The organism is Ottowia massiliensis (assembly GCF_900240305.1).
Lineage (GTDB): Bacteria > Pseudomonadota > Gammaproteobacteria > Burkholderiales > Burkholderiaceae_C > Ottowia > Ottowia massiliensis.
This window is the reverse complement of the sequence record NZ_LT964854.1, coordinates 2079000-2105307: the sequence shown is the minus strand read 5'-3', so window position 1 is coordinate 2105307 and position 26308 is coordinate 2079000. Positions and strand designations below refer to the sequence as shown.

Below are 26308 nucleotides of genomic sequence, written 5' to 3'. Positions count from 1 at the left end.
GCATCCGGCCATATCAAAAAGAGGAGCGAATACCGGCGGACAAAAAGACCGTTTGCGCACGTTCCGCCAGGACCTCATGCTATGAATCAAGGAGCGGATTTCGGCGCGTCATGAAAGCGCTATCGGCTGGCTTGGGGCTGGCTTGAAGCTGATCGGGGCCGCTTAGGGCCGCTTAGGGCGGCGGGAAGGTTGGACTGGGGCCGAAGTGGCGTCACTCCCCGGGCCAGGCCGCTGGCGTTTCAGGCTGCCTTACGGCGCCAGGGCTGGCAGCGGGCGTTTCCGGCTCCGCTGCGGGCAGCAGGCTGGCCACGCGCTGCGTCAGGGCGTCACGCCCGGGGTCAAAAACGGGCGGCGCGCCGGGGCGCTCTTCCCAGTCCGGGTGGGCGCGGGCCGGGCGCAGGGCATCCGCCAGCGTGGCTGTCAGCTGGCGGGCCTGGGCGGCTTGCTGGCTGCCCTCTTCCCATTCGGCCGCGCGCAGCTTGTGCTGGGCGGCGTGCCCGCGCTGCGTGAGGGCCTGGTTGAGCGCCAGAAGGCGCGCGGCCAGCAGGGCCAGCACGGCGTCTTGCGCCGTAAGTTCCTGCGTGCCGGTGAGGCGGCCGCGCAGCTTGCCAGCCAGGGGCTGCCAGCCACCGCTCAGGGCGCTGCCAATGGCGCCGCCCAGCGTGGCGGCGGCGCCCAGCGACAGGCCCGCCAATGCCACGTCGGCCACCGCGCCGATGCCCGCGCCAATGGCCGCGCCCAGGCCCAGGCGGCGGCCAGCTTCTTTGAGCAAGGCAGGGTTGAACAGGTCGTCCTCCCAGCGCTGGGCCAGTTGCGGCAGGCTGGCGGCTTCGGCGTCTTCCGGCCCGAAGGCGTGCGCGCGCAGCAGCGCCTGCGCGGCCCGGCGGGCATGGGCCGCGCAGTCTTGCTGGAAGGCGTGGATGAAGGCGTCGCGCCGCGCCGGATCGGCGTATTCGCCTGCGGCGATGGACCGGCGCATGGCGGCCACGCTGACAAGGGCGCTGGCGATGGCCAGGCGCGCGGCGCGCTGGCGGTCTTGCGCCTGCTGCTCAAGCTGGCGGGCAATGTCTTCAAGCTGGCGGCGGCGCTCGGGCAGCAGCGCGGCCAGGTCGCGGTACAGCGCGGTTTCGGCCCCGTTGAAGGGAGCAACAGCGTCAAACGCCGCGCAGGCGTGCAGGCCCGCATCGCGCAGGGCGGCGCGCCAGCCGTCCTGGCGGCTGCCAGCGGCGCGCACGAAATTGAGCACGGGCATGATGGGGCGCGCACACCAGGCCAGCGCTTCCATTTCGGCACGGTATTTGGGCAGCACGGGCGCGCGCGTGTCGATGACGAGCATGGCCGCGTCTGCGTGTTCAAGCAGGGCGCGCAGCACTTTGGCTTCCTGCTCGAAGCTGGCATGCGCTTCGGGGCCGCTCAAAAAGGCGCGCACGCGGTCGGTGCGGCTGGGGTGCGCGGGCAGGCTTTGGGCGGGCAGCTCTTGCAGGTAGTCGAGCAGCGCCACGGCGTCTTCCAGGCCCGGTGTGTCGAAAAAGCGCACGGCCACTTCGCCTTGCAGCAGCAGGTCGATGCGCTCGACGTGCCGCGTGACGCCGGGCCGGTCAGAGACTTCGCCAAACGCCGCCCGCCGCGTGAGCGTGCGCAAAAGCGAGGTTTTGCCTGCGTTCGTGTGGCCCACCACGGCAATCCGCAAGGCAGACGGGGCGGCGGATGAGCCGGACGCAGACGCCTGCGCGGGGGCTTCGGGCGGGGTGCTCATGGAGGCAGGCGCGGTCATGGGCGCGAATTGTCGCCGGGGCGGCAGCGCCGGGCGCAGAAATCAGCAGGCGGCGCCAGGCAGGGGTGAAGGCCCGCCCCGGGCGCGGCTGCGGGCATGAAAGCGGACATGAAAAAACCCCGGCAGCCCAAAGCGGCTGCCGGGGTCTGGATCGCCAGGGGAATCAGTGCCCTGCTTCAGCGCCCTGCTCATGCCGGCCCGTGAGCGCGACAAGAGCAGGATGGAGACGGGCGGATACCGACGGCATGCGCAGCGGCGCGGATGAAGCGCGCCATTTCACCCCCTTTATTTTGCTCCTTGATTCATAGCATCAGGTCCTAGTGGAAATTGCGCGAGAGGGTGTTTTGTCCCCTCTGAATTCGCTCCTATTTCTGATGCTTCCCACGGCACGGGCGCTTTGGCGTCCGCGCCGTGGTCAGCTGGCGCGCTTCAGGGGTGCTGCTCCAGCGCGTTGCCCAGGCCTTCGGCCACTTCCGCGTATTCGGGAATCTGGTCGAAGTTCATGTAGCGGTAGATGCCGGCCTTGTCGGAGTCCACGATGCCCATTTCCTTGAGGTATTCCTCGCGGGTGGGCAGTTTGCCCAGGCGCGAGGCGATGGCCGTGAGTTCCGCCGAGCCGAGAAAGACGTTGGTGTTCTTGCCCAGGCGGTTGGGGAAGTTGCGGGTGCTGGTGGAGATGACGGTGGCGCCCGCGCGCACTTGCGCCTGGTTGCCCATGCACAGCGAGCAGCCGGGCATTTCGGTGCGCGCGCCGGAGGCGCCGAAGGCGGCGTAGTGGCCTTCCTTGATGAGTTCGTTTTGATCCATCTTGGTGGGCGGGGCGATCCACAGCTGCACCGGGATGTCACGCTGGCCGCCCAGCAGTTTGGCGGCGGCGCGGAAGTGCCCGATGTTGGTCATGCACGAGCCGATGAAGGCTTCGTCGATCTTGGTGCCGGCCACGTCGGAGAGGGTTTTGGCGTCGTCCGGGTCGTTGGGGCAGCAGACGATCGGCTCCTTGATTTCGTTCATGTCGATTTCGATGACGGCGGCGTATTCGGCGTCGGCATCGGCTTCGAGCAGCTGCGGGTTGGCGAGCCACTCCTGCACTTTTTCAATGCGGCGCGCCAGGGTTTTGGCGTCCTGGTAGCCGTCGGCGATCATGTTTTTCATGAGCACGACGTTGGATTGGAGGTACTCGATGATGGGCGCTTTGTCCAGCTTGATGGTGCAGCCGGCGGCCGAGCGTTCGGCGGAGGCGTCTGACAGCTCGAAGGCTTGTTCCACTTTCAGGTTGGGCAGGCCCTCGATTTCCAGGATGCGGCCGGAGAAGATGTTTTTCTTGCCCGCCTTGGCCACGGTGAGCAGGCCCTGCTTGATGGCGTAGAGCGGGATGGCGTGCACGAGGTCGCGCAGGGTCACGCCCGGTTGCAGCTCGCCCTTGAAGCGCACGAGCACGCTTTCGGGCATGTCCAGCGGCATGACGCCGGTGGCGGCGGCAAAGGCGACCAGGCCGGAACCTGCCGGGAAGCTGATGCCGATGGGAAAGCGCGTGTGGCTGTCGCCGCCGGTGCCCACGGTGTCGGGCAGCAGCAGACGGTTGAGCCAGGAGTGGATAACGCCGTCGCCCGGACGCAGGGCAACGCCGCCGCGTGTGCTGATGAAGGCGGGCAACTCGCGGTGGGTTTTGACATCGACCGGCTTGGGGTAGGCGGCGGTGTGGCAGAAGGACTGCATCACCATGTCGGCAGAAAAGCCCAGGCAGGCCAGGTCTTTGAGTTCGTCGCGCGTCATGGGGCCGGTGGTGTCCTGGCTGCCGACGGTGGTCATGCGCGGCTCGCAATAGGTGCCGGGGCGAATGCCTTTGCCTTCAGGCAGGCCGCAGGCGCGGCCCACCATCTTCTGCGCGAGGGTGAAGCCCTTGCCGGTGTCCACGGGGGCCTTGGGCAGGCGGAAGGCGCTGGAAGCGGGCAGGCCGAGGAATTCGCGCGCCTTGGCTGTCAGGCCCCGGCCGATGATGAGGTTGATGCGGCCGCCGGCCTGCACTTCGTCCAGCAGCACTTCGCTCTTGAGCGCGAAGTCGGCAATCTTCTGGCCGGCTTTTTCGATACGGCCTTCGTAGGGGTAGATGTCGATGACATCGCCCATGTTCATCTGGCTGACATCCACTTCAATGGGCAGCGAACCAGAGTCTTCCTGCGTGTTGAAGAAGATGGGGGCAATCTTGCCGCCCAGGGTGACGCCGCCAAAGCGCTTGTTGGGCACGAAGGGGATGTCTTGCCCGGTGGCCCAGATGACGCTGTTGGTGGCCGATTTGCGGCTGGAGCCGGTGCCGACCACGTCGCCCACGTAGGCGACGACGTGGCCTTTTTTCTTCAGGTCTTCAATGAACTGGATGGGGCCGCGCTTGCCGTCTTCTTCGGGCTTGAAGGGGGCGTCGGGGCGGGTGTTTTTCAGCATCGCCAGGTAGTGCAGCGGAATGTCCGGGCGGCTCCAGGCGTCGGGGGCGGGGGAAAGGTCGTCGGTGTTGGTTTCGCCGGGCACCTTGAAGACGGTGACGGTGATTTTTTCGGGCACTTTGGGGCGGCTGGTGAACCACTCGGCATCGGCCCAGCTCTGGATGACGGCCTTGGCGCGCGCGTTGCCCGCCTTGGCCTTGGCGGCCACGTCGTTGAAGAAGTCGAACATCAGCAGCGTTTTCTTGAGCGCGCTGGCGGCGGCGTCGGCGACGGCGTCGTCCTTGTCGTCCAGCAATTCGATGAGCGGGTGCACGTTGTAGCCGCCGACCATGGTGCCCAGCAGCTCGGTGGCCTTGGCGCGGCTGATGAGGGCGACCTGAATGTCGCCATGCGCCACGGCGGCCAGAAATGAAGCCTTGACTTTGGCCGCGTTGTCCACGCCGGGCGGCACGCGGTGGGTGAGCAGATCCATCAGGAATTCGGCTTCGCCAGCGGGCGGGTTTTTGATGAGTTCGATCAGCTCTTCGGTCTGTTTGGCATTGAGCGCCAGCGGCGGGATGCCCAGCGCCGCGCGTTCGGCGACGTGTTCACGATAGGCTTTCAACATGTGGGATTCTCCTTTTATGGGTATGAAAACGAAAAACGCTGGCTTGCGTTGAGCCAGGTTCAGGGTTTTTGATCAAACAGGCTCTGGCGGGGCATCTTGTCCATTTGCGCGGAGAACTCGCGCTGCTCGGGCGACATGCAGCCGTCGGCAATGCGCTTGCCTTGTTTCTGGTCCATCAGCATGGATTTGTTGCCCAGTTGCAGCCACAGGGCGCGGGCGCGGGTGTCTTCCAGGCGCACGGCGCCGGTGCGGCTTTCCATGGGGCGCATGTGGTAGCGCAGCTTGCCCATGTGCAGGAAGAAGTGGCCCGGGTTGTCGGCGTCAGGCTCCAGCGAAACCTTGGTGTTCAGATCGCAGGAAATCGTGCCGGTGTGCACGAGTTTGGCGATGTTTTTTTCAGCTTCCGTCAAAGGCTGATCAACGGCGGCGGCAGGCACGGGTTTGGGCGCTGCGGCCTTGGATTTGGCGGGTTTTTTGGCAGCGCGCTTTGCGGGCTTTTTGGCCGCTTTTTGCGCTGCGGCGGGCTTTTGGGGCTTGTTTTCGGCGGCGTGAGCCGTGCCCAGGGACATCAGGCAGGCGGCGGCGAGGGCGATGAGAGCGGGTTTCATGGTGTGTGCTTTCTCTTCAGGGTTGCGGAAAGATCAGTTGGAAAACCAGGCGCGCGCCTCGCGGGGAAGCGCACGGCCTGTGGCGTGGGCGCGCTCCAGCAGCTGCCAGTAGTGGCGGTAGCTGGCGCGGTCATGCAGACGGCCCTGATGGCTGATAGGCCCCCAGTGGGCTTGCTGCGCGGCCAGAAGGATGGCCGTGGCCTCGTCGATCTGGCGCTCGTCAGGCGCGAAGGCTTCGAGGATGGGACGGATTTGCGCGGGGTGAATGCTCCACATGCGCGTGTAGCCCAGCTGCTGCGCGGCACGGCAGGCGGCTTGCCTGAGCGCGGCGGCGTCATTGAATTCAGTCACCACGCAGTGCGAGGGCACTTTGCCGAAAGCATGGGCGGCAGAAGCGATTTCCAGCTTGGCGCGCACCACGAGCGGATGGCTGAACTGGCCTTGCGCGCCCATGCCTTGTGCCGGTATGGCGCCTGCATGGGCCGAAACAAAGTCCATGAGGCCAAAGCTCAAGGATTCCACGCGCGGATGGGCGGCAATTTCAAACGCCCGGTGCACGGCGGCGGGCGATTCGATCAGCGCATGCAGCGGCAGGCCCTGGGGGTAAACGGACAAGAGGGCTTCTTCGGCCCGGGTTACGTCATGAACCGATTCCACCTTGGGCAGCATGACGTAGGCCAGGCGATGCCCGGCGCGGGGCAGGATGGCGGCCAGGTCTTGCGTGAATGCGGGGTGATCCACGGGATGAACGCGCACGCCCACGCGGGCTTTTGCAGGCGCGGACAAGGCCAGCTCGCCAACCAGCGCGGCGTGTTCGGCTTCGCCGCCAGCGGGCGCGCCGTCTTCACAGTCCAGCGTGACATCAAACACGCAGGCGCCAAATTCTTCCGTCATTTCGGCCTGCAATTGCAGGCTCTTGCGCATGCGCGCTTCCACGCCGCTGTAGTGGTCGCACACGGGCAGCATGCCCCGGCTGGCCTGCGCGGCCAGCAGCACGCTGCGGGGATGCAGGGCAAATGCGCTCAGGTTTGTCATGCGGCTCTTTCGGCTATTGAAAACAAGATGGAAACCGGCTTCTGGCGCGAACGGGAAAGGTTGCAAAACGGTTGAACCGGCGGCACTGACATTCAGGCATACCAGTGCGGGGTGTTGGTTGCCAGAGCCTGCTTTCGATTTGTCCGTGGGTGCAAAAGTGCGAACAGGTGAGTCTTGTTTTGTGCGGTTTACTCTGTTTTTGAGAGCAAATTCCAGCCTCCGAAGATGCCTCTGTCGCACGCTTTTATTGACTTTGATGCCATCAAATCAATAGCGAAATGGCGGATGACTTCAGGAGCTGAACCGGCGGTCAAACCGGTTCGCGGCAAGACTCGAAACAGGTTCTTACAGCAAGTGCTTGACGCCTTCTTGCTCGCCTTGCAGTTCGGCCAGCGTCTTGTTGATGCGCTCCTGGCTGAAAGCGTCGATTTCCAGCCCCTCGACCACTTTGTATTCGCCGTTTTCGCAGGTCACGGGAAAACCGAAGACCACGCCTTGCGGAATGCCGTACCAGCCTTGCGAGGGAATGCCCATGGTGACCCATTCGCCATTCGTGCCCAGCGCCCAGTCGCGCATGTGGTCAATGGCCGCGTTGGCAGCGCTGGCTGCCGAAGACAGGCCGCGCGCTTCGATGATGGCCGCGCCGCGCTTGCCCACGGTGGGCAGGAAAACATTGGCGTTCCATTCCTGGTCGTTAATCATGTCTTTCACGCTTTGCCCGTCAATGGTGGCGAAGCGGTAATCGGCATACATGGTGGGGGAGTGGTTGCCCCAGACAGTGAGCTTTTTGATGTCTTTGACCGGCTTGCCCGTTTTTTCGGCAATCTGGCTGGCGGCGCGGTTGTGATCCAGCCGCAGCATGGCAGTGAAGTTCTTGGCCGGCAGATCGGGGGCCGATTTCATGGCGATGTAGGCATTGGTGTTGGCGGGGTTGCCAACCACGAGCACTTTCACGTTGCGGCTGGCGACGGCGTTCAGCGCCTTGCCTTGAGCCGTGAAGATTTGCGCATTGGCGGCCAGCAAGTCGGAGCGTTCCATGCCTGGGCCGCGCGGGCGCGCGCCCACCAGCAGGGCGTAATCCGCATCCTTGAAGGCCGTCATCGGATCCGAATGCGCCTGCATGCCTGCCAGCAAAGGGAAAGCGCAGTCTTGCAGCTCCATCATCACGCCCTTGAGGGCCTTTTGGGCTTTTTCATCGGGAATTTCAAGCAATTGCAGGATGACAGGCTGATCTTTGCCCAGCATTTCGCCAGAAGCGATGCGAAACAGAAGGGCATAGCCAATCTGGCCTGCTGCGCCAGTCACGGCAACACGGACGGTTTTTTTGCTCATATCCAGGAGTCTCCAGTGGGTTGGTTTGAAACAAGGAAGGGCGGCTGCCACAACCAGATCCGCAGTGAGTTTAACGGTTTCGCCGGTTTCTGTCCTGTGTCTTATATAAGATATGATTGATGGCAATGAACAGCGTTCTCCCATCAGAGGCACCCACGGCCAGCCTGGCGGCGCAGCCAGCGGCAACGCCTTCATTCCGGCCGCTTTATCAACAAATCAGGGATCTGATCCTGCGCAGCCTGCAACAAGGCGAATGGAAGCCCGCAGAGGTGATTCCCAGCGAAATGGAGCTGGCGGCGCGGTTTGGCGTCAGCCAGGGAACGGTGCGCAAGGCGATTGACGAACTGGCCGCCGGGCATTTGCTGGTGCGCCGCCAGGGGCGGGGCACCTTTGTGGCCACGCACGCCGAACAGCAGGTGCAGTACCGTTTTTTGCGCTTGATGCCTGATGTAGATCAAGCAGATGCGGAACAGCCCGCGCAACGGGAAATCGTGGAATGCAAACGCGCCCGGGCCACTGCCGATGTGGCGCGGGCGCTGGCCTTGAAAACGGGCGAAAGCATCATCCAGGCGCGGCGCGTGCTTTCATTTGGCGGCATTCCCACCATCGTGGAAGACCTGTGGCTGCCTGGCGAACCTTTCAGGGGGCTGACGGCGCATCGCCTGTCGGCGTATCCGGGTTCCTTGTACGCTTTCTTTGAATCGGAATTCGGTGTGCGCATGGTGCGTGCCGATGAAAAGATTCGCGCGGTTTTGCCTGACGTGCAGCAGGCGGCTCTTTTACAGATTCCGGTTTCCACGCCGCTGCTGAGCGTGGAGCGCATTGCTTTCACCTATGGCGACCGCCCCATGGAGCTGCGCAAAGGCTTGTACCGCACGGATTCACGCCACTATCACAACCGTCTAAGTTGAAGAAATAGAGATGTTTTTCTATTTCCCGTCAAGCCTCTCCAGATTTCGCAAGCTTGCGAAGATATACACGTCGTTGCAATAGAATCCGCAAATTGCTTCACTTCAAGGTGTCTTATAAAAGACACATGACTATCGAAGCATCCCTCCCACGAAAAGGAAGTACTCATGACAGAAGCAGCCCGCAAACGGCCTGAATTCAGAAACCTGAATGTCTTCAAGGATTTGACGACTTACCGCCTTCCTTGGGCCGCGAAGGTTTCCATCCTGCATCGCATCAGCGGCGTTCTGATGATTCTGATGCTGCCTTTCATCATCTGGCTGTTCGACAAGTCGATTTCGTCCGAAATCTCTTTCATGCAGTTCACGGCTGCGTTCGAACACGGCATCTGGATATTTCCCGCCTTCATTGTCAAGCTCGCGGTGCTGGCGCTGATCTGGGCGTTCATGCACCACTTGTGCGCAGGCATCCGCCATATCTACATGGAGCTGACGCACAAACTGAGCAAGGAGTTTGGCAAGCGTTCCGCATTGGTGGTGCTGGCGGTGAGCCTGAGCCTCACCGTGCTGCTGGGCGCCAAGCTGTTCGGGCTGTATTGATTTGAACTGGAGAAAGAAATGGCTGCTGTGAATTACGGTTCCCGACGCCTCGTGGTAGGCGCGCACTATGGCTTGCGCGATTGGCTGGCGCAGCGCGTATCCGCCCTGGCGATCGTGGCTTTCACGCTTGTGCTGGTGGCGCAGATTCTTTTGACCAGCGGCCCGCTGGACTACACCCGCTGGGCAGCGATCTTTTCTTCGCAATGGATGAAGACGCTGACCTTCACGGCCATTGTGGCGCTGGCATGGCACGCCTGGGTCGGCGCCCGTGAAGTGCTGATGGATTACGCCAAGCCAACCAGCCTGCGCATGGTTTTCTATATGTTGGCCATCGTCTGGCTCATCAGCTGCGCAGGCTGGGCCGTTCAGGTTCTGTGGCGCCTGTAAGCGACTGTCTTTCCCGCAAGTTTTTTCCCCACGAACATGACATACACCAAAGACAAAATCACCGTCCGCAAATTTGACGTGGTCATCGTCGGCGCAGGCGGCTCCGGCATGCGCGCCTCGCTGCAACTGGCGCGGGCGGGCCTGAATGTGGCTGTGCTCTCCAAGGTTTTCCCTACCCGCTCCCACACGGTGGCCGCCCAGGGCGGCGTTGGTGCCAGTCTGGGCAACATGAGCGAAGACAACTGGCATTACCACTTCTACGACACCGTCAAAGGCGGTGACTGGCTGGGCGATCAGGACGCCATCGAATTCATGTGCCAGGAAGCGCCCAAGGTGGTTTACGAGCTGGAGCATTTCGGCATGCCGTTTGACCGCAACGCCGACGGCACTATCTATCAGCGCCCCTTTGGCGGCCACACGGCCAACTATGGCGAAAAACCCGTGCAACGCGCCTGCGCCGCTGCCGACCGCACGGGGCACGCCATGCTGCATACGCTGTATCAGCAAAACGTCAAGGCCCATACCACCTTCTTTGTCGAATGGATGGCGCTTGATCTCATTCGAGATGCCGATGGCGACGTGGTGGGCGTGACGGCGCTGGAAATGGAAACAGGCGATTTCTACGTGCTGCACGCCAAAACCGTCTTGCTGGCCACGGGCGGCGCGGGCCGCATTTTCGCGGCCTCGACCAACGCTTTCATCAACACAGGCGATGGGCTGGGCATGGCCGCCCGCGCGGGCATTCCGCTGCAAGACATGGAGTTCTGGCAATTCCACCCCACGGGCGTGGCGGGCGCTGGCGTTTTGCTGACGGAAGGCTGCCGCGGCGAGGGCGCCATCTTGCTCAACTGCAATGGCGAGCGTTTCATGGAGCGTTACGCCCCAACGCTGAAGGATCTGGCGCCGCGTGATTTCGTGTCCCGCTCCATGGACCAGGAAATCAAGGAAGGCCGAGGCTGCGGCCCCAACAAGGATTACGTGGTTCTCAAGCTTGACCACCTGGGCGCGGAAACCATCCACAAGCGCCTGCCCTCGGTGTTTGAAATCGGCATCAATTTCGCCAACGTGGACATCACCAAGGAACCGATTCCCGTGGTGCCCACCATCCACTACCAGATGGGCGGCATCCCCACCAATATTCACGGCCAGGTTGCCGTCCAGACCAGCCGCAGCGACAACGAAATCGTCAATGGCCTCTACGCCGTGGGCGAATGCTCATGCGTCAGCGTGCACGGCGCCAACCGGCTGGGAACGAATTCCCTGCTTGACTTGCTGGTTTTCGGCAAGGCAGCTGGCAATCACATCATCAAGCATCACGAACAAGGCTCGCACAAGCCGCTGCCAGCTGATGCTGCTGATTTCTCGCTGGAGCGCCTCAACCGTGTCGAGAACAACCCCAATGGCGAGTACTCGCAGGATGTGGCCAACGAAATCCGCCGCACCATGCAGGCGCACGCGGGCGTTTTCCGCACGCAGGCGCTCATGGATGAAGGCGTGGAAAAAATCAACGCCTTGCGCGAACGCGCCCTGTCCGTAGGGCTGGCAGACACCTCCAAGGTTTTCAATACCGCCCGCATTGAAGCGCTGGAAGTCAACAACATGATCGAAGTGGCCCAGGCCACCATGACTTCCGCTGCGGCCCGGCATGAATGCCGTGGCGCCCACAGCGTGCTGGATTACGAACATCCCGCCGATTACGAGCCAGCTCCTTTGGGGCGTGATGACGTGCACTGGATGAAGCACACGCTATGGCACAGCGCGACCAACAGCCTCTCTTACAAGCCTGTCCGCACGCAGCCGCTGACCACCGAGACGATTCCTCCCAAAGTCCGCACGTTCTAAGCGCAGTTACGCGAACTTTCTTTCCAGGCCCCGCAAAAAAGAGGCGAACACGATGCAAAAACGTACTTTCAAGATTTACCGCTACGACCCGGACAAAGACGCCAAGCCCCGCATGGAAACGGTTGAGCTTGAATTGCAAGGCAATGAACGCATGCTGCTGGATGCGCTTGTCAAGCTCAAGGCGCATGACCCCAGCCTGGCCTTCCGCCGCTCCTGCCGCGAGGGCGTCTGCGGCTCTGACGCGATGAACATCAACGGCAAAAATGGCCTGGCGTGCCTGACCAATTTGCGCACGCTCAAAGATCCGATCGTGCTCAAGCCCCTGCCGGGCCTGCCCGTGGTGCGTGACTTGATCGTGGACATGACCCAGTTTTTCGCCCAGTACGAATCCATCAAGCCCTATCTGATCAACGAAACCCCGCCGCCTGAAAAAGAGCGCCTCCAATCGCCGGAAGAGCGCGAAGAACTCAATGGGCTGTACGAATGCATCCTGTGCGCCAGCTGCTCTACCAGCTGCCCCAGCTTCTGGTGGAACCCTGACAAATTCGTTGGCCCCGCCGGGCTGCTTCAGGCCTACCGTTTCATTGCCGACAGCCGTGACCAGGCCACCAACGCGCGCCTGGACAACCTGGAAGACCCCTACCGCCTGTTCCGCTGCCACACCATCATGAATTGCGTGGACGTGTGCCCCAAGGGCCTCAATCCCTCAAAGGCCATCAGCAAAATCAAGGAACTCATGGCGCGCCGCGCGCTGTAAACGGCTGCTGCCATCACGGCCATCCTGCACTGTGCGCGATATGAAAGACACCCAGGCCTTTCTGGATGCTCATGAACTGGGCAAGCTCAAGTGGCGCTGCCGCCGGGGCATGCTCGAAAACGACTTGCTCATTGAAAAATTCTTCACGCGCAGCGGGCAGGCCATCACCCGCGTTCAGGCGGACGCCCTGCTGCAACTGATGAATCTGGCTGACAACGACCTGCTGGATCTCCTGCTGGCCCGCAAGGAGCCTTCGGGTGATCTGGATTCGCAGCCAGTGCGCCAGGTGCTGGCCTTGCTCAGGGGCTGAAAGCACGCTTTACCACCTATTCACCGAGGAGATGACCATGAAACTTTCAGAAAACAAAGCCACCCTCTCGTTTGCCAACGGCAAGCAGCCCATTGAACTGCCTGTTTATGAAGGCGCGATTGGCCCGGACGTGATCGACATCCGCAAGCTCTACGGTCAAACCGGCATGTTCACGTACGACCCCGGTTTTCTCTCCACGGCTTCATGCCAGTCCACCATTACCTACATTGATGGCGACAAGGGCGAACTCCTCTACCGTGGCCACCCCATCGAGCAACTGGCCGAACAGTGCGATTACCTCGACACCTGCTACCTGCTGCTCAAAGGCGAGCTGCCCAACGCCAGCCAGCGCGATGAATTTCACCAGCTCGTGCTCAAGCACACCATGGTGCACGAGCAAATGCACTTTTTCATGCGCGGCTTTCGCCGTGACGCGCACCCCATGGCCGTGCTCACGGGCCTGGTTGGCGCCATGTCGGCCTTCTATCACGAGAACACCGACATCCATAACGCCGAACACCGGGACCGCGCGGCCATCCAGCTCATCGCCAAAATGCCCACGCTGGTGGCCATGGCCTACAAATACGGCAAGGGCGAGCCGTACATGTATCCGAAGAACCATCTCAGCTACGCGGGCAACTTCCTGAACATGATGTTCGCCACGCCTTGCGAGGATTACCAGGTCAATCCCGTCATTGAACGCGCGATGGACCGCATCTTCATCCTCCATGCCGATCACGAGCAGAACGCCTCCACCTCCACCGTGCGCCTGTGCGGCAGCTCCGGCACCAACCCGTTCGCGGCCATTGCTGCGGGCGTGGCGTGCCTGTGGGGGCCGGCGCACGGCGGCGCCAACGAAGCCTGCCTGCACATGCTGGAAGACATCCAGAAAAACGGGGGCCTGGCCAAAGTCGGCGAGTTCATGGAAAAAGTCAAAGACAAAAACTCCGGCGTGCGCCTCATGGGCTTTGGCCACCGCGTCTACAAGAACTACGACCCCCGCGCCAAGCTCATGCAGCAAACCTGCAATGAAGTGCTGACCGAACTGGGCCTGGAAAAAGACCCCCTGTTCGCCCTGGCCAAGAAAGTCGAGCAAATCGCCCTGGAAGACGACTACTTCGTGCAGCGCAAGCTCTATCCGAACGTGGACTTCTACTCTGGCATCGTCCAGCGCGCCATCGGCATTCCCGTCAAGCTCTTCACCGGCATCTTTGCCCTGGCGCGCACCGTGGGCTGGATTGCCCAGCTCAACGAAATGATCGGCGACCCTGAATACAAGATTGGCCGCCCCCGCCAGCTCTACGTGGGCGCGCCCCGCCGCGACGTGAAGCTGTAATTTCCCTCTTGACTGCACACGCTTTCAGCCCGCCCTGCGCGCTTCGCGCTGGCGGGCTTTGCTTTACCCGCTGGCGGCCCTTTCATCCGGCCGGCAAGGGCGGATTCAAGGCGTCACGATGCTGCCGCCAGGCTTCTGGCTTTCCAGCCCGGCCAGCACAGCCTGATCCGGCGCGCACTCCGGATGCCCCGTCCCATGAAGCCTCCGCTTTTTGCGAATGGATATCATGCGTCCGCCTGCGGCCTGGCAAATCCTCAATGGGCCGCGAAACCCATCTGCGGTTTGCCTCTTGCTGCCCATCCGATCTGCGCTTCGCCTCTCACGGCCAGACTCTGCACAGGCTCCAAAGCGCCCGGCCGCAGATTCCAGGGCGTACAGGCCAAGCCCCGTATGGGTTGATCTGTCCGGCAACATCAAAAACAGGAGCAAATTGAAGGGGTCAAAATGCCGTCTCGCGCACTTTCCACTAGGACATATCGCTATGAATAAAGTAGCTAAATGAGCCTGCCGCCCATTGGCTGTTCATCCGTCCTTCGCCTTGCCCGCGCCTTGCCATTGCGCCCTGCCCTTTCAGCGCCCACGGCCAGGCCGTGACCGGAGCCTTGGGCATTGCCACGAATGGGCTTTCTGTTTCTTTTCTCTCTTTCCGCTTTTTCTTCTATGACCTTCACTCCCAGTCTCCGCGCCGCCGCCGTGGCGCTGCTGCTGGCAGGCGGCGCCGTGCTGCACGGCTGCGCCAGCCATCCCGAAACCAGCCAGACGGCCCAGGCGGCCCATGCGCCGCAGGCCGCGCCTGATGCACAGCCGCCGCAGCCGCCCAATGTGCTGGCGCAAGTGGCCGCCGGCGTGTACCAGGCCCGGCTGGACAACGGGCTGACGCTCATCGTCAAGCCTGACCGCCGCTCGCCCGTGGCCGTGCAGATGCTGTGGGTGCGCGTCGGCTCCATCGACGAAGTGGACGGCGCCAGCGGCATTGCCCACATGCTGGAGCACATGATGTTCAAGGGCACCAAGCAATTAGGCCCCGGCGAAATCTCGCGCCGCGTGGCGCTGCTGGGCGGGCGCGACAACGCCTTCACCACCTCCGACTACACGGCGTATTTCCAGCAAGTGCCCGCCGCCGCGCTGCCGCAAGTGATGGCGCTGCAAGCCGACAGCTTTGAAAACAACCAGTGGCCCGATGACGAATTCACGCGCGAGATGGCCGTGGTCAAGGAAGAGCGCCGCCTGCGCACCGACGACCAGCCCCGCGCGCGGCTTTATGAGCAGCAGATGGCTGCCGCCTTCGTGGCCTCGCCCTATCACCGGCCCGTGATTGGCTGGATGGGCGATCTGGATTCCATGACGGCCGATGACGTGCGCGCCTTCCGCCAGAGCTGGTATGTGCCCACCAACGCCGCCGTGGTGGTGGCGGGCGATGTGGACCCGGCCGACGTGCTGGCGCTGGCGCAAAAAACCTATGGCCGCATCCCCGCCCGCGCCGTGCCCGGGCGCAAGCCCCGCCCCGAGCCGCAGCAGCACGGCCCGCGCCGCCTGGAGCTGCGCGCCCCGGCCGAGCAGGCCGTGGTGTCGCTGGTGTTCAAAGTGCCCGGCCTGCAAGGGCTGGCAGCCACGCCTGAAAACGGCGACGCGCTGGCCCTGACGGTGCTGGCCGCCGTGCTGGACGGCTACCAGGGCGCGCGCCTGGAGCGCGCCCTCGTGCAAGGCAAAGACCGCGTGGCCGACAGCGTGAATGCCGACAACGGCCTGATGGGCCGTGGCCCGCAGCTTTTCAGCCTGCTGGCCGTGCCCGCCAAAGGCCGCACGCCCGCGCAGGCCGAAGCAGCGCTGCGCGCCGAAGTGGCCCGTATCGCCCGCGAAGGCGTGGGCCAGGCCGAGTTGGAGCGCGTGAAAACGCAGTGGATTGCCGGCCAGGTTTACAAGCGCGATTCCGTCATGGCGCAAGCGCAGGAGCTGGGCAGCTACTGGGCGCTGGGCCTGCCGCTGGATGCCGATGAAAAACTCATCGAACGCCTGCGCGCCGTCACCCCCGCGCAAGTGCAGGCCGTGGCCCGCCAATACTTTGGCGACGAGCAGATGACCGCCGCCACGCTGGCGCCCCAAAGCATGAAAAACCGCCCGCGCCCGCGTCCGGCCCCCGCCGGGCTGCGGCACTGAAGGGCGCGTTGCCGACCAGCCGCCGCTTTTTGCCATTGCCCGTTACAGCCATGTCCGCTCATCCAGCCGCTCCAGCCGCTTCCCAAGACCCGGCGGCCTTCTGGAACCGCCGCTACGCCGCGCCCGCCTATGCCTATGGCACTGCGCCCAACGCCTTTTTCAGCCAGCAGCTGGCCGATTTGCCCGCCGGCCGCCTGCTGCTGCCTGCCGAAGGCGAAGGGCGCAACGCCGCGCACGCGGCGCGCATGGGCTGGCAAGTGGCGGCCTTTGACTTGAGCGAACAAGGCCGCCGCAAGGCGCTGGCCCTGGCCGCCGCCTTTGGCGTGGCCGATCGGCTGGCCTATCAGGTGGGCAGCGTGCAAGACATGCCGCTGCCGCCCGGCCAGTTTGACGCCGCTGCGCTGGTTTTTGCCCACTTTGCGCCCGCCATCAAAAGCGCCAGCCACCGCAAAGTGGCGCAGGCGCTGGCCGCTGGCGGCCACCTCATCTTCGAGGGCTACGCCAAAAGCAACCTGCCGCGCGTGCGGGCCAACCCCGCCATTGGCGGCCCGCAAGACGAGCAGGCGCTTTTTTCGCTGGACGAAATCCGCGCCGACTTCATCGACGGCGCGGGCCTGGAGCCGCTGGTGCTGCAAGAGACCGTGGTGCAGCTGCACGAAGGGCAGTTTCACAACGGCGCAGCCAGCGTCATCCGCTTTGTAGGCCGCAAGCCCTGAGAACTTGTTCGCCCTGGAATCCACCGTTCATTTTGCTATCGGTTCAATAGTGAGCAGTCCTACAAAACATTGCGACAGAGGCGTTTTTGAAGCCCTTGATTCGCTCTTGAAAAAGGAGCGAAACACGCCAGAGCAGCGCTGGCGCACAAACAGACTCCGGGCATTGAACAGGCTCGCAAGCCAGGCCCAAAACCCCATCCTGAAATCTTCTGCATCCGGGAAACACACCATGACTTCTTTTGCCCCCGCCGCGCGCCGCGCCCTGCTTGCAGGCGCTTGCGCTTTTGCCGCCCTGCTGGCCTGGCCCGGCCGCGCCCAGGCCGCCGCGCCCATTGAGCACTTCACCCTGCCCAGCGGCGCGCAAGTCTGGTTCGCAACCAGCCCTTCCATTCCCATGCTGGACGTGCAAATCGACTTTGACGCCGGCAGCCGCCGCGACCCCGCCGCCAAGGCAGGCCTGGCCGACGCCACCGCGCTCATGCTCACCAAAGGCGTGCGCGCCGAAGGCCGCCAGCTGGCGCTGGACGAAAACCGCCTGGGCGAAGCCTGGGCCGACTTGGGCGCGCGCTTTGCCGCCAGCGCCAGCAGCGACCGCCTGAGCATCCGCCTGCGCAGCCTGACCGACGAGGCCCTGCTGCCCCGCGCTGTGGCCCTGGCCGCGCGCGAAATCGCCGAACCGGCCTTTGCCCCCGCCGTGTGGGCGCGCGAGCGCGAGCGCATGTCGGCCGCCATTGCCGAATCGCTCACCCGCCCCGGCCCCGTCGCCCAGCGCGCGTTTGGCACCGCCGTGTACGGTGGCCACCCCTACGGGCGCGACGCCACGCCCCAAAGCCTAGCCGCCATCACCGTGGCAGACATGAAAGCGCTGCACCAGCAAGCCCTGGCCGCCTGCCGCGCCAAAGTCAGCCTGGTCGGCAGCATCACCCGCGAGCAAGCCGCCGACATCGCCGCCCGCCTGCTGGCCCGCCTGCCCCAAAGCGGCAAAAACGGCAAAAACGGTGAATGCGCCCCCCTGCCCGCCGTGCTCGAAGTGCCGCCGCTCAAAAAAGCCGAGCGAATCGACATTCCCTTCCAATCCGCTCAAACCCACGTGCTCATCGGCCAGCCCGGCCACAAGCGCAGCGACCCGGATTACTTCGCCCTGCTTGTGGGCAACCACGTGCTGGGCGGCAACGGCTTTTCATCGCTGCTCATGAACGAAGTGCGCGAAAAACGCGGCCTGAGCTACGGCGCCTACAGCCACTTCCAGCCCGCCCTGCACGCCGGCGCCTTCTCCATCGGCCTGCAAACCCGCCCCGACCAGGCCACCCAGGCTGTGCAAGTGGCCCGGCAAGTGCTGCAAGACTTTGTGCGGCAAGGCCCCACCGAGGCCCAGCTCAAGGCCGCCAAAGACAACCTCATCGGCGGCTTCGCCCTGCGCATGGACAGCAACGCCAGCCTCCTGGCCCAGGTTTCCAACATCGCCTGGAACGGCCTGCCTGACGACTACCTGGACACTTGGACGCGCCAGATCGAGCAAGTCAGCGCCAGCGACGTCAAAGCCGCCTTCGCCCGCGTGCTCCAACCTGAGCGCATGGTCACCGTCATCGTTGGCCCCAAGACAAAGGCGGCAGATACGGCAGACGCCGCCCGCGCCGCGCCCGCGCATTGAGGCCCTTTCAGCCCAGAAAAAAAGCAGCGCCCGGGCGCTGCTTTTTTTCAACGCGGCGATGCATTATTGCCCGCGCATTATTGGATTGCGTGTTATTGCCTGGCCGCCACGGCATATACCGTGAATTTCGATGACTGGTCCTTCAGGTTGAACCGTTCAAAAAATCCTCTGTTTTCAGCAAAGGCCATCACGTAAACAGCCGTATGCGAAAAGGCGTCTAGTAAATCCTTCATCAGCAGGCTGCCATAACCCTTGCCCTGATGATTTTTGTGAACGGCCAGCTCCGTCACATGGGTTTCCACCACATTGTCGCCGTAAGCCCGCAGCAGGCCCACGGCAGCGCCATCGGCCACCGCCAGCCTGTAGATCGAGGCGGAAAACATTTTCCTGATTTTTTCGTCCGAATAGCCGCGACCCCAGCCATTGGATTCATAGATATCATTGATATCTCTCAAATATGCCGATAAATCGGCGCCATTCCTGATGATTTCCATCTTTCATCTCCAGTAAAAGATCATGACGCAACGGTCACGGCTTTCATGGCGGCCCCATACTGCCGTTGCCTGTCGCCCAATGGCTGCCGCAACCGCCGTCGAAGATAAATGGAAGTTTTCATGCCGTCAAGGCTTTTCGCGCCGCGTGCGTCGCACTTGATTCAGGGCTCCCAAAAAATCATGTTCGCTTCCGCATTGATAACAGATTTTCCACTCTGCATCAGGACATTGGCTTATTTCCGCCTTTTGATTTTCTCTTTTTTAACATGCGTTTCCGGCGTGGGGCATGCGCTGCGCAAGCTACTGCACGCTTTCCCGCCACTTTTGCTTGGGCAGGCGCCGTTTTCAATCATGACAAAATCGAATGGAGCATATTTTGAAATGATGCTTGGAAAATGCTTCCCAAAGCCGCCGTCGGCGCTGAAATAAAGCGGCATGCCGGGTGATTTGATGGCATAGCCGCCCCAAAGCGTGGTATTGCGCCGCACGCCCCAGCGTTGCAAATGCGCCTTCACGCCCAGCGGCACGAAAAAGCGTTTGGCTCCGGAGGCGATTTCCTGAATGGCGCGGTAATCGAGATGGTCACAATGACCGTGCGAAATCAGCACGGCGCCGATTGCCGGCAATTCGGCCACAGCGGGCGCGTGGGTCATGGCAAAAGGCCGGCCCGTGAAGAATGGCTTGGGTTCCAGATAATGGAAATGCGGGGAAACCAGCGGTTCTGGACCGCGCCGTGGGAATATGCCTATGCTTGCAGCGGCCTGGCCTGATCCGCTGGCAGGCGGCATCACGCCTGTTGCAGCGCTGTCAGCCAGGCCAAATAGTCCGCCGCGCTCTGCGCTGCCGCCTGTTGCGCGGCTTCGCTGTACCCGGCGTTGCTGTCTATCGTATGGAAGGCAAACGGCGGGCGGTAGTCTGCGCCGCAGTATTTCGCCGTGAGTTCAAATGGGCGCAGCGCTTCGGCGACGGTGCAGCCGACAGTGCCGTCTGCGCGGTAGTCTTTGGCAGGCGCGCCGAGCGAAACGGCGAGCGCAATTTTTCTGCCTGCCAGCGCTTTGCCCTTCGAGCCGTATGCCCAGCCATAGGTCAGCACTTCATCAATCCACTGCTTCAGCAGCGGCGGGCAGTTGAACCAGTACACGGGAAACTGCCACACCAGCGCAGCGTGGCTTTCTACCAATTTCTGTTCAGCGGCCACGTCAATCTTGCCCTGGGGATAGGCGGCGTAGAGTTCATGAACCGTGAAGCGATCGGCATGCCGCCGCAGCGCAGCCGCCCAATGTTTATTGACGGTGGATTGCGCAAGATTGGGGTGGGCGAGAATGATCAGGGTTTTAGGCATGGCAATCTCCTTGAACAAGGTGAAATGAAAGCGCCGGGCCAGCGCTTTCATCAGGCCGGCCAGCATTTCGCCCCGCTCCGGCCGTTTTGACAAAATAACCGGAGCACGGGAATTCTGATTTTAGGCACGGCCTCATTCAAATACCTGCTTGCGCTTTCATGAAGTCACATGGCTTTCAGAATGGCCATCATTTTTTCCATACCGGGCGCAAGATTGCGCGCCTGATAAACCGCCAGCGGATCGGGAAAGTTTTATTTGAGAGATTTTGCTTTTATCGCTTCAGACATTGGGTGATTTTCAGCCAGATGATTTTTTGCACGTTTTGAATTTTCTGCGCCGGGACGGCAGGCGGCAGCCCATAACGCGGCCGCGCCTTTGCTCCTGATGGGCTTGTGTGAATTCACGAAAAGAGGAGCAAATTTGAACCCATGAAAATGGCTGCTGCGCCCATACCACTAGGACATCACGCTATGAATCCGGGAGCAAATACAGCTTGCTTCCACACTCCGTCATGCCTGCGCAAACCGCCAGCTGCCGGCCTGGTCCGCATGGGCGCCTGCTTCGTTGGAAAAGGCTGGGGCAGGGCGGCGAAGCAGGCGGGGCGTGGCCAGCCCTGCCAGTCCGTCACATTTGACGACACATGCAACAAGCTTTGCCGCCCCGCAGATAATCCGCCTTCCGGCGCGTGAGACTTTCTTGCACGCGCTTTTTCAACCCGACGGCTGTAATGCTTTTCAGAAATGTTCGCATCTGAAGCCGTTTTTTCCTCCTTCATGCCATGAACTCCCCTGCCCTGCGCCGCCGCGCGCTGGCCCTGGCCGCCTTGACGGCCTGTCTGGCCGCCCATGCCCAAACTCGCCCCGAAGCGGACGATGCCCCTGATGACGCCACGCTGCAAACCGTGACGGTGAGCGCCAGCGCCGATGCCTCGGCCAAAGGCTTGTCGCGCGCTTATGCCGGCGGGCAGGTAGCGCGCGGCGCGCGCGTGGGGCTGCTGGGCACGCAAGAGGTGATGGACACGCCTTTTTCCATCACCAGCTACACCAGCGAGCTGATTGCCGACCGGCAGGCGCGCAGCGTGGGCGATGTGCTGCAAAACGACCCCGGCGTGCGCGTGGCGCGCGGCTTTGGCAATTTTCAGGAGGCGTATTTCATGCGCGGCTTCATCGTCAGCTCGGACGACACGGCCTACAACGGCCTGTATGGCCTGCTGCCGCGCCAATACATTGCCGCCGAGCTGTTCGAGCGCGTGGAAGTGCTGCGCGGCGCATCGGCCTTTCTCAATGGCGCGGCGCCCGGCGGCGGGGGCCTGGGCGGCACGCTCAATTTGCTGCCCAAGCGCGCGCCCAACGAGCCGCTTTCGCGCGTGGAGCTGCGCGCGGGCAGCGGCGGCGAAAAGCAGGCCGCGCTGGATGTGGCGCGCCGCTTCGGGCCAGATCAGTCCAGCGGCATCCGCCTGAACCTGGCGCGCCGCCAGGGCGGCACGGCCATTGACCATGAGAAAGCCAAACTCTCGCTGGCCGCGCTGGGGCTGGACTGGCGCGGCAGCCGCACGCGCATCTCCGCCGACATCGGCTGGCAAGACCACCGCCTGAACCAGACGCGCACCAACGTCACGCTCTCGGGCGTGACGCACGTGCCCGCGCCGCCTGATGTGCGGTCCAACTTCGCCCAGCCCTGGACGTATTCCGACGAGCGCGACGTTTACGCCACCTTGCGCGCCGAGCACGACGCAAGCGACGCCGTCACCGCCTGGGCCGCCCTGGGCTGGCGCCACGGGCAAGAGGCCAACTCGCTGGCCAACCTCACCCTGCACAACGCCGCCACGGGCGCGGGCACGGTCTACCGCTTTGACAACACGCGCGAAGACCACGTGCGCACCGGCGAAATCGGCGTGCGCGGGCAGGCGCGCACCGGCGGCGTGGGCCATGAATGGGTGGCCTCGGCAGCCGCTTTTGATTTCAGCAAGGACAACGCCTACGCGATGGACTGGCGCAACACCCTTGCGGCCAACCTCTACCAGCCCGTCTATCACGCGCAGCCCGCCTTCGGCCCCAGCGCCTTGCGCGGCGGCGATCTGGCCAGCCCGAAGCGCACGGGCCGCACGCGCCTGAGCAGCCTGGCCCTGGGCGACACCCTCTCGCTGCTGGATGAGCGCTTGCGCATCACCCTGGGCCTGCGCCACCAGCGCATGGACATTCGCGACTACGCCTACGGCAGCGCGCAGCAAACCGCGCGCTACGACAAAAAGCGCACCAGCCCCGCCGTGGGCGTGGTCTACAAGCCCGTGCAGGGCCTGTCGCTTTACGCCAACTACATCGAAGGTTTGAGCCAGGGCCAGACCGCGCCCGGCACCGCCGTGAACGTGGGCCAGATGCTGCCGCCCTACGTCTCCAAGCAAAAGGAAATCGGCCTGAAATACGACGCGGGCCGCCTGGGGCTGGGGCTGGCCTTTTTCTCCACCACCAAGCCGCGTTCGCTGCTGACAGCCGACAAGGTATTCACCGCGCAAGGGCGCGACCGCCACCAGGGGCTGGAATTCACCGTCTTTGGCGAAGCCGTGCGCGGCCTGCGCCTGCTGGGCGGCGCCACCTGGCTGGACGCCAGGCAAACCCGAACGGGCGAAGCCCGCACCGAAGGCAAGCGCGTGATTGGCGTGCCCCACCTGCAAGCCAATCTGGGCGCCGAATGGGACGTGCCCGGCGCAACCGGCCTGGCGCTGGACGCCCGCCTCATCCACACCGGCGCCAGCTACGCCGACGCCGCCAACACCTTGCGCGCACCCGGCTGGACGCGGCTGGACGTGGGCGCGCGCTACCTGATGGAAGTGGCCGGCCGCGTCGTCACCTGGCGGCTGCGCGTGGACAACGCCACGAACCGCCGCCACTGGGCCTCTGTGGGCGGCTACCCCGGAAACGGCTACCTCGTAGCCGCCGCGCCGCGCCGCTACACGCTCAGCGTGAGCGTGGATTTCTGAACCTGGCCGGCCTTTTCAGAAGCCACTCCTTGATGCTGACTGATGCTGACGCGGCCCGCCAAAAATGCTCCTTGAAAAAGAGCATTACGTCCTAGTGAAATAAGCGCAGACGCCTTTCAAAGCGCCCTCAAATTCGCTCCTGTTTTTGATGTGGCGCCGCCCTGCCCTGCTCTTTGCGCGTGGCCGCCCGCCGCCCTGTTGCCGGGCGTCAGGCGGCTTGCATCGCGCCAGCGGCCTCTTGCCCGGCCTGCCGCACGCTCAGGTGCAGACCCAGCGCGGCAGCCACATTCACCAGCGCATCCAGCGAGAACTTGTCGATGCGCCCGGCCACCAGATCGCTCATGCGCGGCGCGGTTACGCCGCACAGGCGCGCAGCGGCGGCCTGGCTCAGGTTCTGGCGCTGCATGGCGAGGCGGATGCCGCGCATCAGCTCGGCGCGCAGTTTCATGTTTTGCGCTTGCTGCGGGGTGTCGCAAATGGCGTCCCACACGCTTTCAAAGCGCGCGCACTCATTTTTACGGGCTGTCATTCTGATCGTCCTATCGGTTTATGAATGCCTTGTTTTGATTTGCCTGAAATGGGTTCTTGCAATTTCCAGATCCTTTTGCGGTGTTTTCCGGGTCTTTTTCTGGAATACGTGCAGCACATAAATGGCGTCTTCAAATTGGGCCGCGTAAATGATGCGCCATGTTCCGTCTGCGCACCAGATGCGCAGTTCCATGACGCCGCCGCCTACGGTTGTCATGGGTTTTGCATCTAATGGGGATGTCCGCGCTGTATGGCGTCTAGCGCGAAGCCCGCTCTTTGCCGGGCTTCGTCCGGCATGGCCCGTATGTCTTGCAGACTGCGGCCCATGAATTCAATTGGTTTTTGCCTATGAATCATGAGATTAATGCCGGACAACTAATTAACAAGATTCTGGATTTCAGCATATCCAGCCGCAGAAATAACGTGAAATAATGATGACACCTCAAAAATTCTTATCTTTCCTGCAGGGCAAGGTCAAAACCCCTCTCAACACATGCCGTATATTTTATCTGTTCTGATAACTATATCAAGCAATATTTGCCTTGCAGGATGCAGATCAGGCAGGTGCGCTCCAGCCCCATGTCTCTGCCGTGCGCCTGCTGGCGCGGGACGGAAAACTGATGAAAAAGCGCGTTCAGCAAGCCCCCGCCACGCCCTCGGCCAGCCCCTGCCGCAGCGCCTGGGCCACGGGGGCGAAGCTGCGGCGGTGCCACGGGGTGGGGCCGTGCTGGCGCAGGGCGGCCAGGTGGGCGGCGGTGCCGTAGCCTTTGTGGGCGGCGAAGCCGTATTGGGGGTATTCGGCGTCGATTTGCTCGCACCAGCGGTCGCGGTGGACTTTGGCGAGGATGGAGGCGGCGCTGATGGCGGGCACTTTGGCGTCGCCGCCGATGATGGCTTCGGCCAGCATGGGCAGGCGCGGCAGGCGGTTGCCGTCCACCAGCACGCGGGCGGGCACCAGGCGCAGGCCGGCCACGGCGCGCTGCATGGCCAGCAAGGTGGCTTGCAGGATGTTGAGGCGGTCGATTTCTTCCACGCTGGCCTGGCCGATGGCGCAGCACAGGGCTTTGTCCTGGATTTGGTCAAAAAGCTGTTCGCGGCGGCGGGCAGTGAGTTTTTTGGAGTCGGCCAGGCCGGCGATGCCCTGGCGCGGGTTCAGGATGACGGCGGCGGCCACCACGGGGCCGGCCAGCGGGCCGCGCCCGGCTTCGTCCACGCCGGCGGCCAGGCCCGGCGCAGCCCAATCGAGCGGAACTTGTTCAGCGCGCAAGAAGGTTCTGGATGGCATGGCAGGCGAGCTGGGGGGTGTCGCGCAGCAGGTCGCGGTGCAGCTGGGCGAAGCGCTCTTGCGTGGCGAGAACGCGAACGGGGTCTTCCAGCCAGGCCAGCGTGGCGGCGGCCAGCGCCTGCGGGGTGGCGGCGTGCTGGATGAGTTCGGGCACGATGAAAGGCGCGTCAGCCGCATCAGCATGCGCGCGGGCGGCCACGCCGGGCGGGCGGCGCAGCCATTGGGCAGGGGCGCACAGGATGTTGGGCAGGCCCACCCAGGGCAGCTGGCGCTGGCGGCGCATGAGCCAGTAGCTGGGGGCGGGCATGGCGTAGGCGATGACCATCGGGCGCTTGAACAGGGCCGCTTCCAGCGTGGCGGTGCCGCTGGCCACCAGCGCCACATCGCACGCGGCCAGGGCCTGGTGAGACTGGCCGGGCAGCACGTGCACGGCTTCGCCCAGCCCGCTGGCGGCGGCCAGCGCGCGCACGCGCTCCAGCAGGTGCGGCACGGCGGGCACGAGAAAGCGCGCGCCGGGGCGCGCCTGCCCAATGAGCGCGGCGGCGCGGAAAAAGCGCGGGGCCAGGTGCGCGATTTCGGCGCTGCGGCTGCCGGGCAGCAGGGCAATGACGGGCGGGCTTTCTGAACTGACAGCGTCTGCGCGCGCGGGCAGGCCCAGGCTGGCGCGGGCGGCATCAGCGTCTGGCTGCATGGGAATGTGCTGCGCCAGCGGGTGGCCCACGTAAGTGGCGGCGATGCCGTGCTCGCGCAGCCAGTCAGGCTCGAAAGGAAACAGGCACAGCACGAGATCAGCCGCCGCTTTCAGGCGCGGCAGCTTGCCCGCGCGCCAGGCCCAGAACGAGGGGCTGACGAAGTGCACGGTTTTCACGCCGGCGGCTTTCAGGCGCGCTTCCAGCGCGAAGTTGAAATCAGGCGCGTCGATGCCGATGAACGCGTCGGGTCGCTGCGCCAGCAGCCGCGTGCCCAAGCTGCCGCGCAGGCGCAAAAGCGCGGGCAGGCGCGGCAGCACTTCCAGATAGCCGCGCACCGAGAGTTTTTCCACGGGCCACCAGGCGTCAAAGCCTTGCTGCGCCATGCGCTCGCCGCCAATGCCCGCCGAGCGCAAGCCGGGCCAGGCAGCGCGCAAGGCCGCCAGCAGATGCGCGCCCAATAAATCGCCCGATGGCTCGGCGGCGGCAAGGGCGAAAAAAGGCGAAGGCGCAGGCGTGGCGGTCATTCCGGCAA

At 63.5% G+C, this 26308-nt stretch carries 23 protein-coding genes; 11 read left to right on the top strand and 12 right to left on the bottom strand.

From position 1 onward, the window contains the following. Nucleotides 1–211: 211 nt before the first annotated feature. The 5 genes from C1720_RS09420 to C1720_RS09400 all read right to left on the bottom strand — a co-directional run bounded on the left by C1720_RS09420 (nucleotide 212) and on the right by C1720_RS09400 (nucleotide 7794). Nucleotides 212–1774, bottom strand: a complete 1563-nt coding sequence (locus C1720_RS09420) for a GTPase/DUF3482 domain-containing protein (protein WP_233199902.1) — start codon at nucleotides 1772–1774, stop codon at nucleotides 212–214. Nucleotides 1775–2203: 429 nt separating this feature from the next. Beyond that, entirely contained in the window at nucleotides 2204–4819 is a 2616-nt protein-coding gene (gene acnB, locus C1720_RS09415) for a bifunctional aconitate hydratase 2/2-methylisocitrate dehydratase (protein WP_102284018.1), read from the bottom strand. A gap of 59 nt (nucleotides 4820–4878) precedes the next feature. Beyond that, a complete protein-coding gene (locus C1720_RS09410; RefSeq protein ID WP_102284017.1) occupies nucleotides 4879–5427 on the bottom strand; it encodes a hypothetical protein in 549 nt (182 codons plus the stop codon). A gap of 33 nt (nucleotides 5428–5460) precedes the next feature. Continuing rightward, nucleotides 5461–6462 carry an HpcH/HpaI aldolase/citrate lyase family protein gene (locus C1720_RS09405; protein ID WP_102284016.1) on the bottom strand — a complete coding sequence of 334 codons (1002 nt, stop codon included), beginning with the start codon at nucleotides 6460–6462 and terminating at the stop codon, nucleotides 5461–5463. 345 nt (nucleotides 6463–6807) lie between these two features. After that, nucleotides 6808–7794: a malate dehydrogenase gene (locus C1720_RS09400; RefSeq protein WP_102284015.1), complete on the bottom strand. Its 987-nt coding sequence runs from the start codon at nucleotides 7792–7794 to the stop codon at nucleotides 6808–6810. A 125-nt stretch (nucleotides 7795–7919) separates the two neighbouring features. Here C1720_RS09400 and C1720_RS09395 point away from each other — a divergent pair, with 125 nt between their 5' ends. From C1720_RS09395 to C1720_RS09350, 10 genes are all read left to right on the top strand, one after another. Next, entirely contained in the window at nucleotides 7920–8705 is a 786-nt protein-coding gene (locus C1720_RS09395) for a GntR family transcriptional regulator (protein WP_102284612.1), read from the top strand. 165 nt (nucleotides 8706–8870) lie between these two features. Continuing rightward, on the top strand, nucleotides 8871–9302 hold the full coding sequence (gene sdhC / locus C1720_RS09390) for a succinate dehydrogenase, cytochrome b556 subunit (RefSeq protein WP_102284014.1): 432 nt from the start codon (nucleotides 8871–8873) through the stop codon (nucleotides 9300–9302). Nucleotides 9303–9320: 18 nt separating this feature from the next. Continuing rightward, the gene (gene sdhD, locus C1720_RS09385) at nucleotides 9321–9689 is read left to right on the top strand and encodes a succinate dehydrogenase, hydrophobic membrane anchor protein (RefSeq protein WP_050714587.1); all 369 of its coding nucleotides are present in this window, start codon (nucleotides 9321–9323) and stop codon (nucleotides 9687–9689) included. Between the two features lie 36 nt (nucleotides 9690–9725). After that, complete coding sequence (gene sdhA, locus C1720_RS09380; RefSeq protein ID WP_050714588.1) at nucleotides 9726–11531, top strand: succinate dehydrogenase flavoprotein subunit; 1806 nt, start codon at nucleotides 9726–9728, stop codon at nucleotides 11529–11531. Nucleotides 11532–11583: 52 nt separating this feature from the next. Further along, nucleotides 11584–12288 (top strand): succinate dehydrogenase iron-sulfur subunit, encoded by a 705-nt coding sequence (locus tag C1720_RS09375; protein WP_050714589.1) that lies wholly within the window; start codon nucleotides 11584–11586, stop codon nucleotides 12286–12288. Nucleotides 12289–12328: 40 nt separating this feature from the next. Continuing rightward, nucleotides 12329–12598, top strand: coding sequence for an FAD assembly factor SdhE (locus tag C1720_RS09370; RefSeq protein ID WP_050714590.1), 270 nt, complete (start codon nucleotides 12329–12331; stop codon nucleotides 12596–12598). Nucleotides 12599–12635: 37 nt separating this feature from the next. Continuing rightward, nucleotides 12636–13934: a citrate synthase gene (locus C1720_RS09365; RefSeq protein ID WP_102284611.1), complete on the top strand. Its 1299-nt coding sequence runs from the start codon at nucleotides 12636–12638 to the stop codon at nucleotides 13932–13934. Nucleotides 13935–14594: 660 nt separating this feature from the next. Next, nucleotides 14595–16091: a M16 family metallopeptidase gene (locus tag C1720_RS09360; protein ID WP_102284013.1), complete on the top strand. Its 1497-nt coding sequence runs from the start codon at nucleotides 14595–14597 to the stop codon at nucleotides 16089–16091. Nucleotides 16092–16141: 50 nt separating this feature from the next. Further along, entirely contained in the window at nucleotides 16142–16807 is a 666-nt protein-coding gene (locus tag C1720_RS09355) for a class I SAM-dependent methyltransferase (RefSeq protein ID WP_102284012.1), read from the top strand. 229 nt (nucleotides 16808–17036) lie between these two features. Next, the gene (locus C1720_RS09350; RefSeq protein WP_102284011.1) at nucleotides 17037–18458 is read left to right on the top strand and encodes a M16 family metallopeptidase; all 1422 of its coding nucleotides are present in this window, start codon (nucleotides 17037–17039) and stop codon (nucleotides 18456–18458) included. A gap of 92 nt (nucleotides 18459–18550) precedes the next feature. On the opposite strand, the gene C1720_RS09345 is transcribed toward C1720_RS09350, so the two are convergent. The 3 genes from C1720_RS09345 to C1720_RS09335 form a co-directional block, all read right to left on the bottom strand. Then, nucleotides 18551–18952, bottom strand: a complete 402-nt coding sequence (locus C1720_RS09345) for a GNAT family N-acetyltransferase (RefSeq protein WP_102284010.1) — start codon at nucleotides 18950–18952, stop codon at nucleotides 18551–18553. A 233-nt stretch (nucleotides 18953–19185) separates the two neighbouring features. After that, entirely contained in the window at nucleotides 19186–19605 is a 420-nt protein-coding gene (locus C1720_RS09340; RefSeq protein ID WP_199170989.1) for an MBL fold metallo-hydrolase, read from the bottom strand. 134 nt (nucleotides 19606–19739) lie between these two features. Next, entirely contained in the window at nucleotides 19740–20360 is a 621-nt protein-coding gene (locus C1720_RS09335; protein WP_199170988.1) for an NAD(P)H-dependent oxidoreductase, read from the bottom strand. A gap of 712 nt (nucleotides 20361–21072) precedes the next feature. Here C1720_RS09335 and C1720_RS09330 point away from each other — a divergent pair. Next, a complete protein-coding gene (locus tag C1720_RS09330) occupies nucleotides 21073–23271 on the top strand; it encodes a TonB-dependent receptor (protein ID WP_102284008.1) in 2199 nt (732 codons plus the stop codon). Nucleotides 23272–23479: 208 nt separating this feature from the next. On the opposite strand, the gene C1720_RS09325 is transcribed toward C1720_RS09330, so the two are convergent. The 4 genes from C1720_RS09325 to lpxB form a co-directional block, all read right to left on the bottom strand. After that, nucleotides 23480–23800: a helix-turn-helix domain-containing protein gene (locus C1720_RS09325; RefSeq protein WP_102284007.1), complete on the bottom strand. Its 321-nt coding sequence runs from the start codon at nucleotides 23798–23800 to the stop codon at nucleotides 23480–23482. An 18-nt stretch (nucleotides 23801–23818) separates the two neighbouring features. Next, a complete protein-coding gene (locus C1720_RS14615) occupies nucleotides 23819–24016 on the bottom strand; it encodes a type II toxin-antitoxin system RelE/ParE family toxin (protein ID WP_369406070.1) in 198 nt (65 codons plus the stop codon). Between the two features lie 417 nt (nucleotides 24017–24433). Continuing rightward, complete coding sequence (rnhB, locus tag C1720_RS09315) at nucleotides 24434–25084, bottom strand: ribonuclease HII (protein WP_102284006.1); 651 nt, start codon at nucleotides 25082–25084, stop codon at nucleotides 24434–24436. Beyond that, nucleotides 25056–26300, bottom strand: a complete 1245-nt coding sequence (gene lpxB, locus C1720_RS09310; RefSeq protein ID WP_102284005.1) for a lipid-A-disaccharide synthase — start codon at nucleotides 26298–26300, stop codon at nucleotides 25056–25058. The genes rnhB and lpxB overlap by 29 nt, the downstream gene beginning before the upstream one ends. Nucleotides 26301–26308: the final 8 nt, after the last annotated feature.

Bases quoted from the DNA above. Each gene is read 5' to 3' on its own strand.
- C1720_RS09420 (WP_233199902.1), bottom strand. From the start codon at position 1,774: ATGACCGCGCCTGCCTCCATGAGCACCCCGCCCGAAGCCCCCGCGCAG.
- acnB (WP_102284018.1), bottom strand. From the start codon at position 4,819: ATGTTGAAAGCCTATCGTGAACACGTCGCCGAACGCGCGGCGCTGGGC.
- C1720_RS09410 (WP_102284017.1), bottom strand. From the start codon at position 5,427: ATGAAACCCGCTCTCATCGCCCTCGCCGCCGCCTGCCTGATGTCCCTG.
- C1720_RS09405 (WP_102284016.1), bottom strand. From the start codon at position 6,462: ATGACAAACCTGAGCGCATTTGCCCTGCATCCCCGCAGCGTGCTGCTG.
- C1720_RS09400 (WP_102284015.1), bottom strand. From the start codon at position 7,794: ATGAGCAAAAAAACCGTCCGTGTTGCCGTGACTGGCGCAGCAGGCCAG.
- C1720_RS09395 (WP_102284612.1), top strand. From the start codon at position 7,920: ATGAACAGCGTTCTCCCATCAGAGGCACCCACGGCCAGCCTGGCGGCG.
- sdhC (WP_102284014.1), top strand. From the start codon at position 8,871: ATGACAGAAGCAGCCCGCAAACGGCCTGAATTCAGAAACCTGAATGTC.
- sdhD (WP_050714587.1), top strand. From the start codon at position 9,321: ATGGCTGCTGTGAATTACGGTTCCCGACGCCTCGTGGTAGGCGCGCAC.
- sdhA (WP_050714588.1), top strand. From the start codon at position 9,726: ATGACATACACCAAAGACAAAATCACCGTCCGCAAATTTGACGTGGTC.
- C1720_RS09375 (WP_050714589.1), top strand. From the start codon at position 11,584: ATGCAAAAACGTACTTTCAAGATTTACCGCTACGACCCGGACAAAGAC.
- C1720_RS09370 (WP_050714590.1), top strand. From the start codon at position 12,329: ATGAAAGACACCCAGGCCTTTCTGGATGCTCATGAACTGGGCAAGCTC.
- C1720_RS09365 (WP_102284611.1), top strand. From the start codon at position 12,636: ATGAAACTTTCAGAAAACAAAGCCACCCTCTCGTTTGCCAACGGCAAG.
- C1720_RS09360 (WP_102284013.1), top strand. From the start codon at position 14,595: ATGACCTTCACTCCCAGTCTCCGCGCCGCCGCCGTGGCGCTGCTGCTG.
- C1720_RS09355 (WP_102284012.1), top strand. From the start codon at position 16,142: ATGTCCGCTCATCCAGCCGCTCCAGCCGCTTCCCAAGACCCGGCGGCC.
- C1720_RS09350 (WP_102284011.1), top strand. From the start codon at position 17,037: ATGACTTCTTTTGCCCCCGCCGCGCGCCGCGCCCTGCTTGCAGGCGCT.
- C1720_RS09345 (WP_102284010.1), bottom strand. From the start codon at position 18,952: ATGGAAATCATCAGGAATGGCGCCGATTTATCGGCATATTTGAGAGAT.
- C1720_RS09340 (WP_199170989.1), bottom strand. From the start codon at position 19,605: ATGACCCACGCGCCCGCTGTGGCCGAATTGCCGGCAATCGGCGCCGTG.
- C1720_RS09335 (WP_199170988.1), bottom strand. From the start codon at position 20,360: ATGCTGGCCGGCCTGATGAAAGCGCTGGCCCGGCGCTTTCATTTCACC.
- C1720_RS09330 (WP_102284008.1), top strand. From the start codon at position 21,073: ATGAACTCCCCTGCCCTGCGCCGCCGCGCGCTGGCCCTGGCCGCCTTG.
- C1720_RS09325 (WP_102284007.1), bottom strand. From the start codon at position 23,800: ATGACAGCCCGTAAAAATGAGTGCGCGCGCTTTGAAAGCGTGTGGGAC.
- C1720_RS14615 (WP_369406070.1), bottom strand. From the start codon at position 24,016: ATGACAACCGTAGGCGGCGGCGTCATGGAACTGCGCATCTGGTGCGCA.
- rnhB (WP_102284006.1), bottom strand. From the start codon at position 25,084: ATGCCATCCAGAACCTTCTTGCGCGCTGAACAAGTTCCGCTCGATTGG.
- lpxB (WP_102284005.1), bottom strand. From the start codon at position 26,300: ATGACCGCCACGCCTGCGCCTTCGCCTTTTTTCGCCCTTGCCGCCGCC.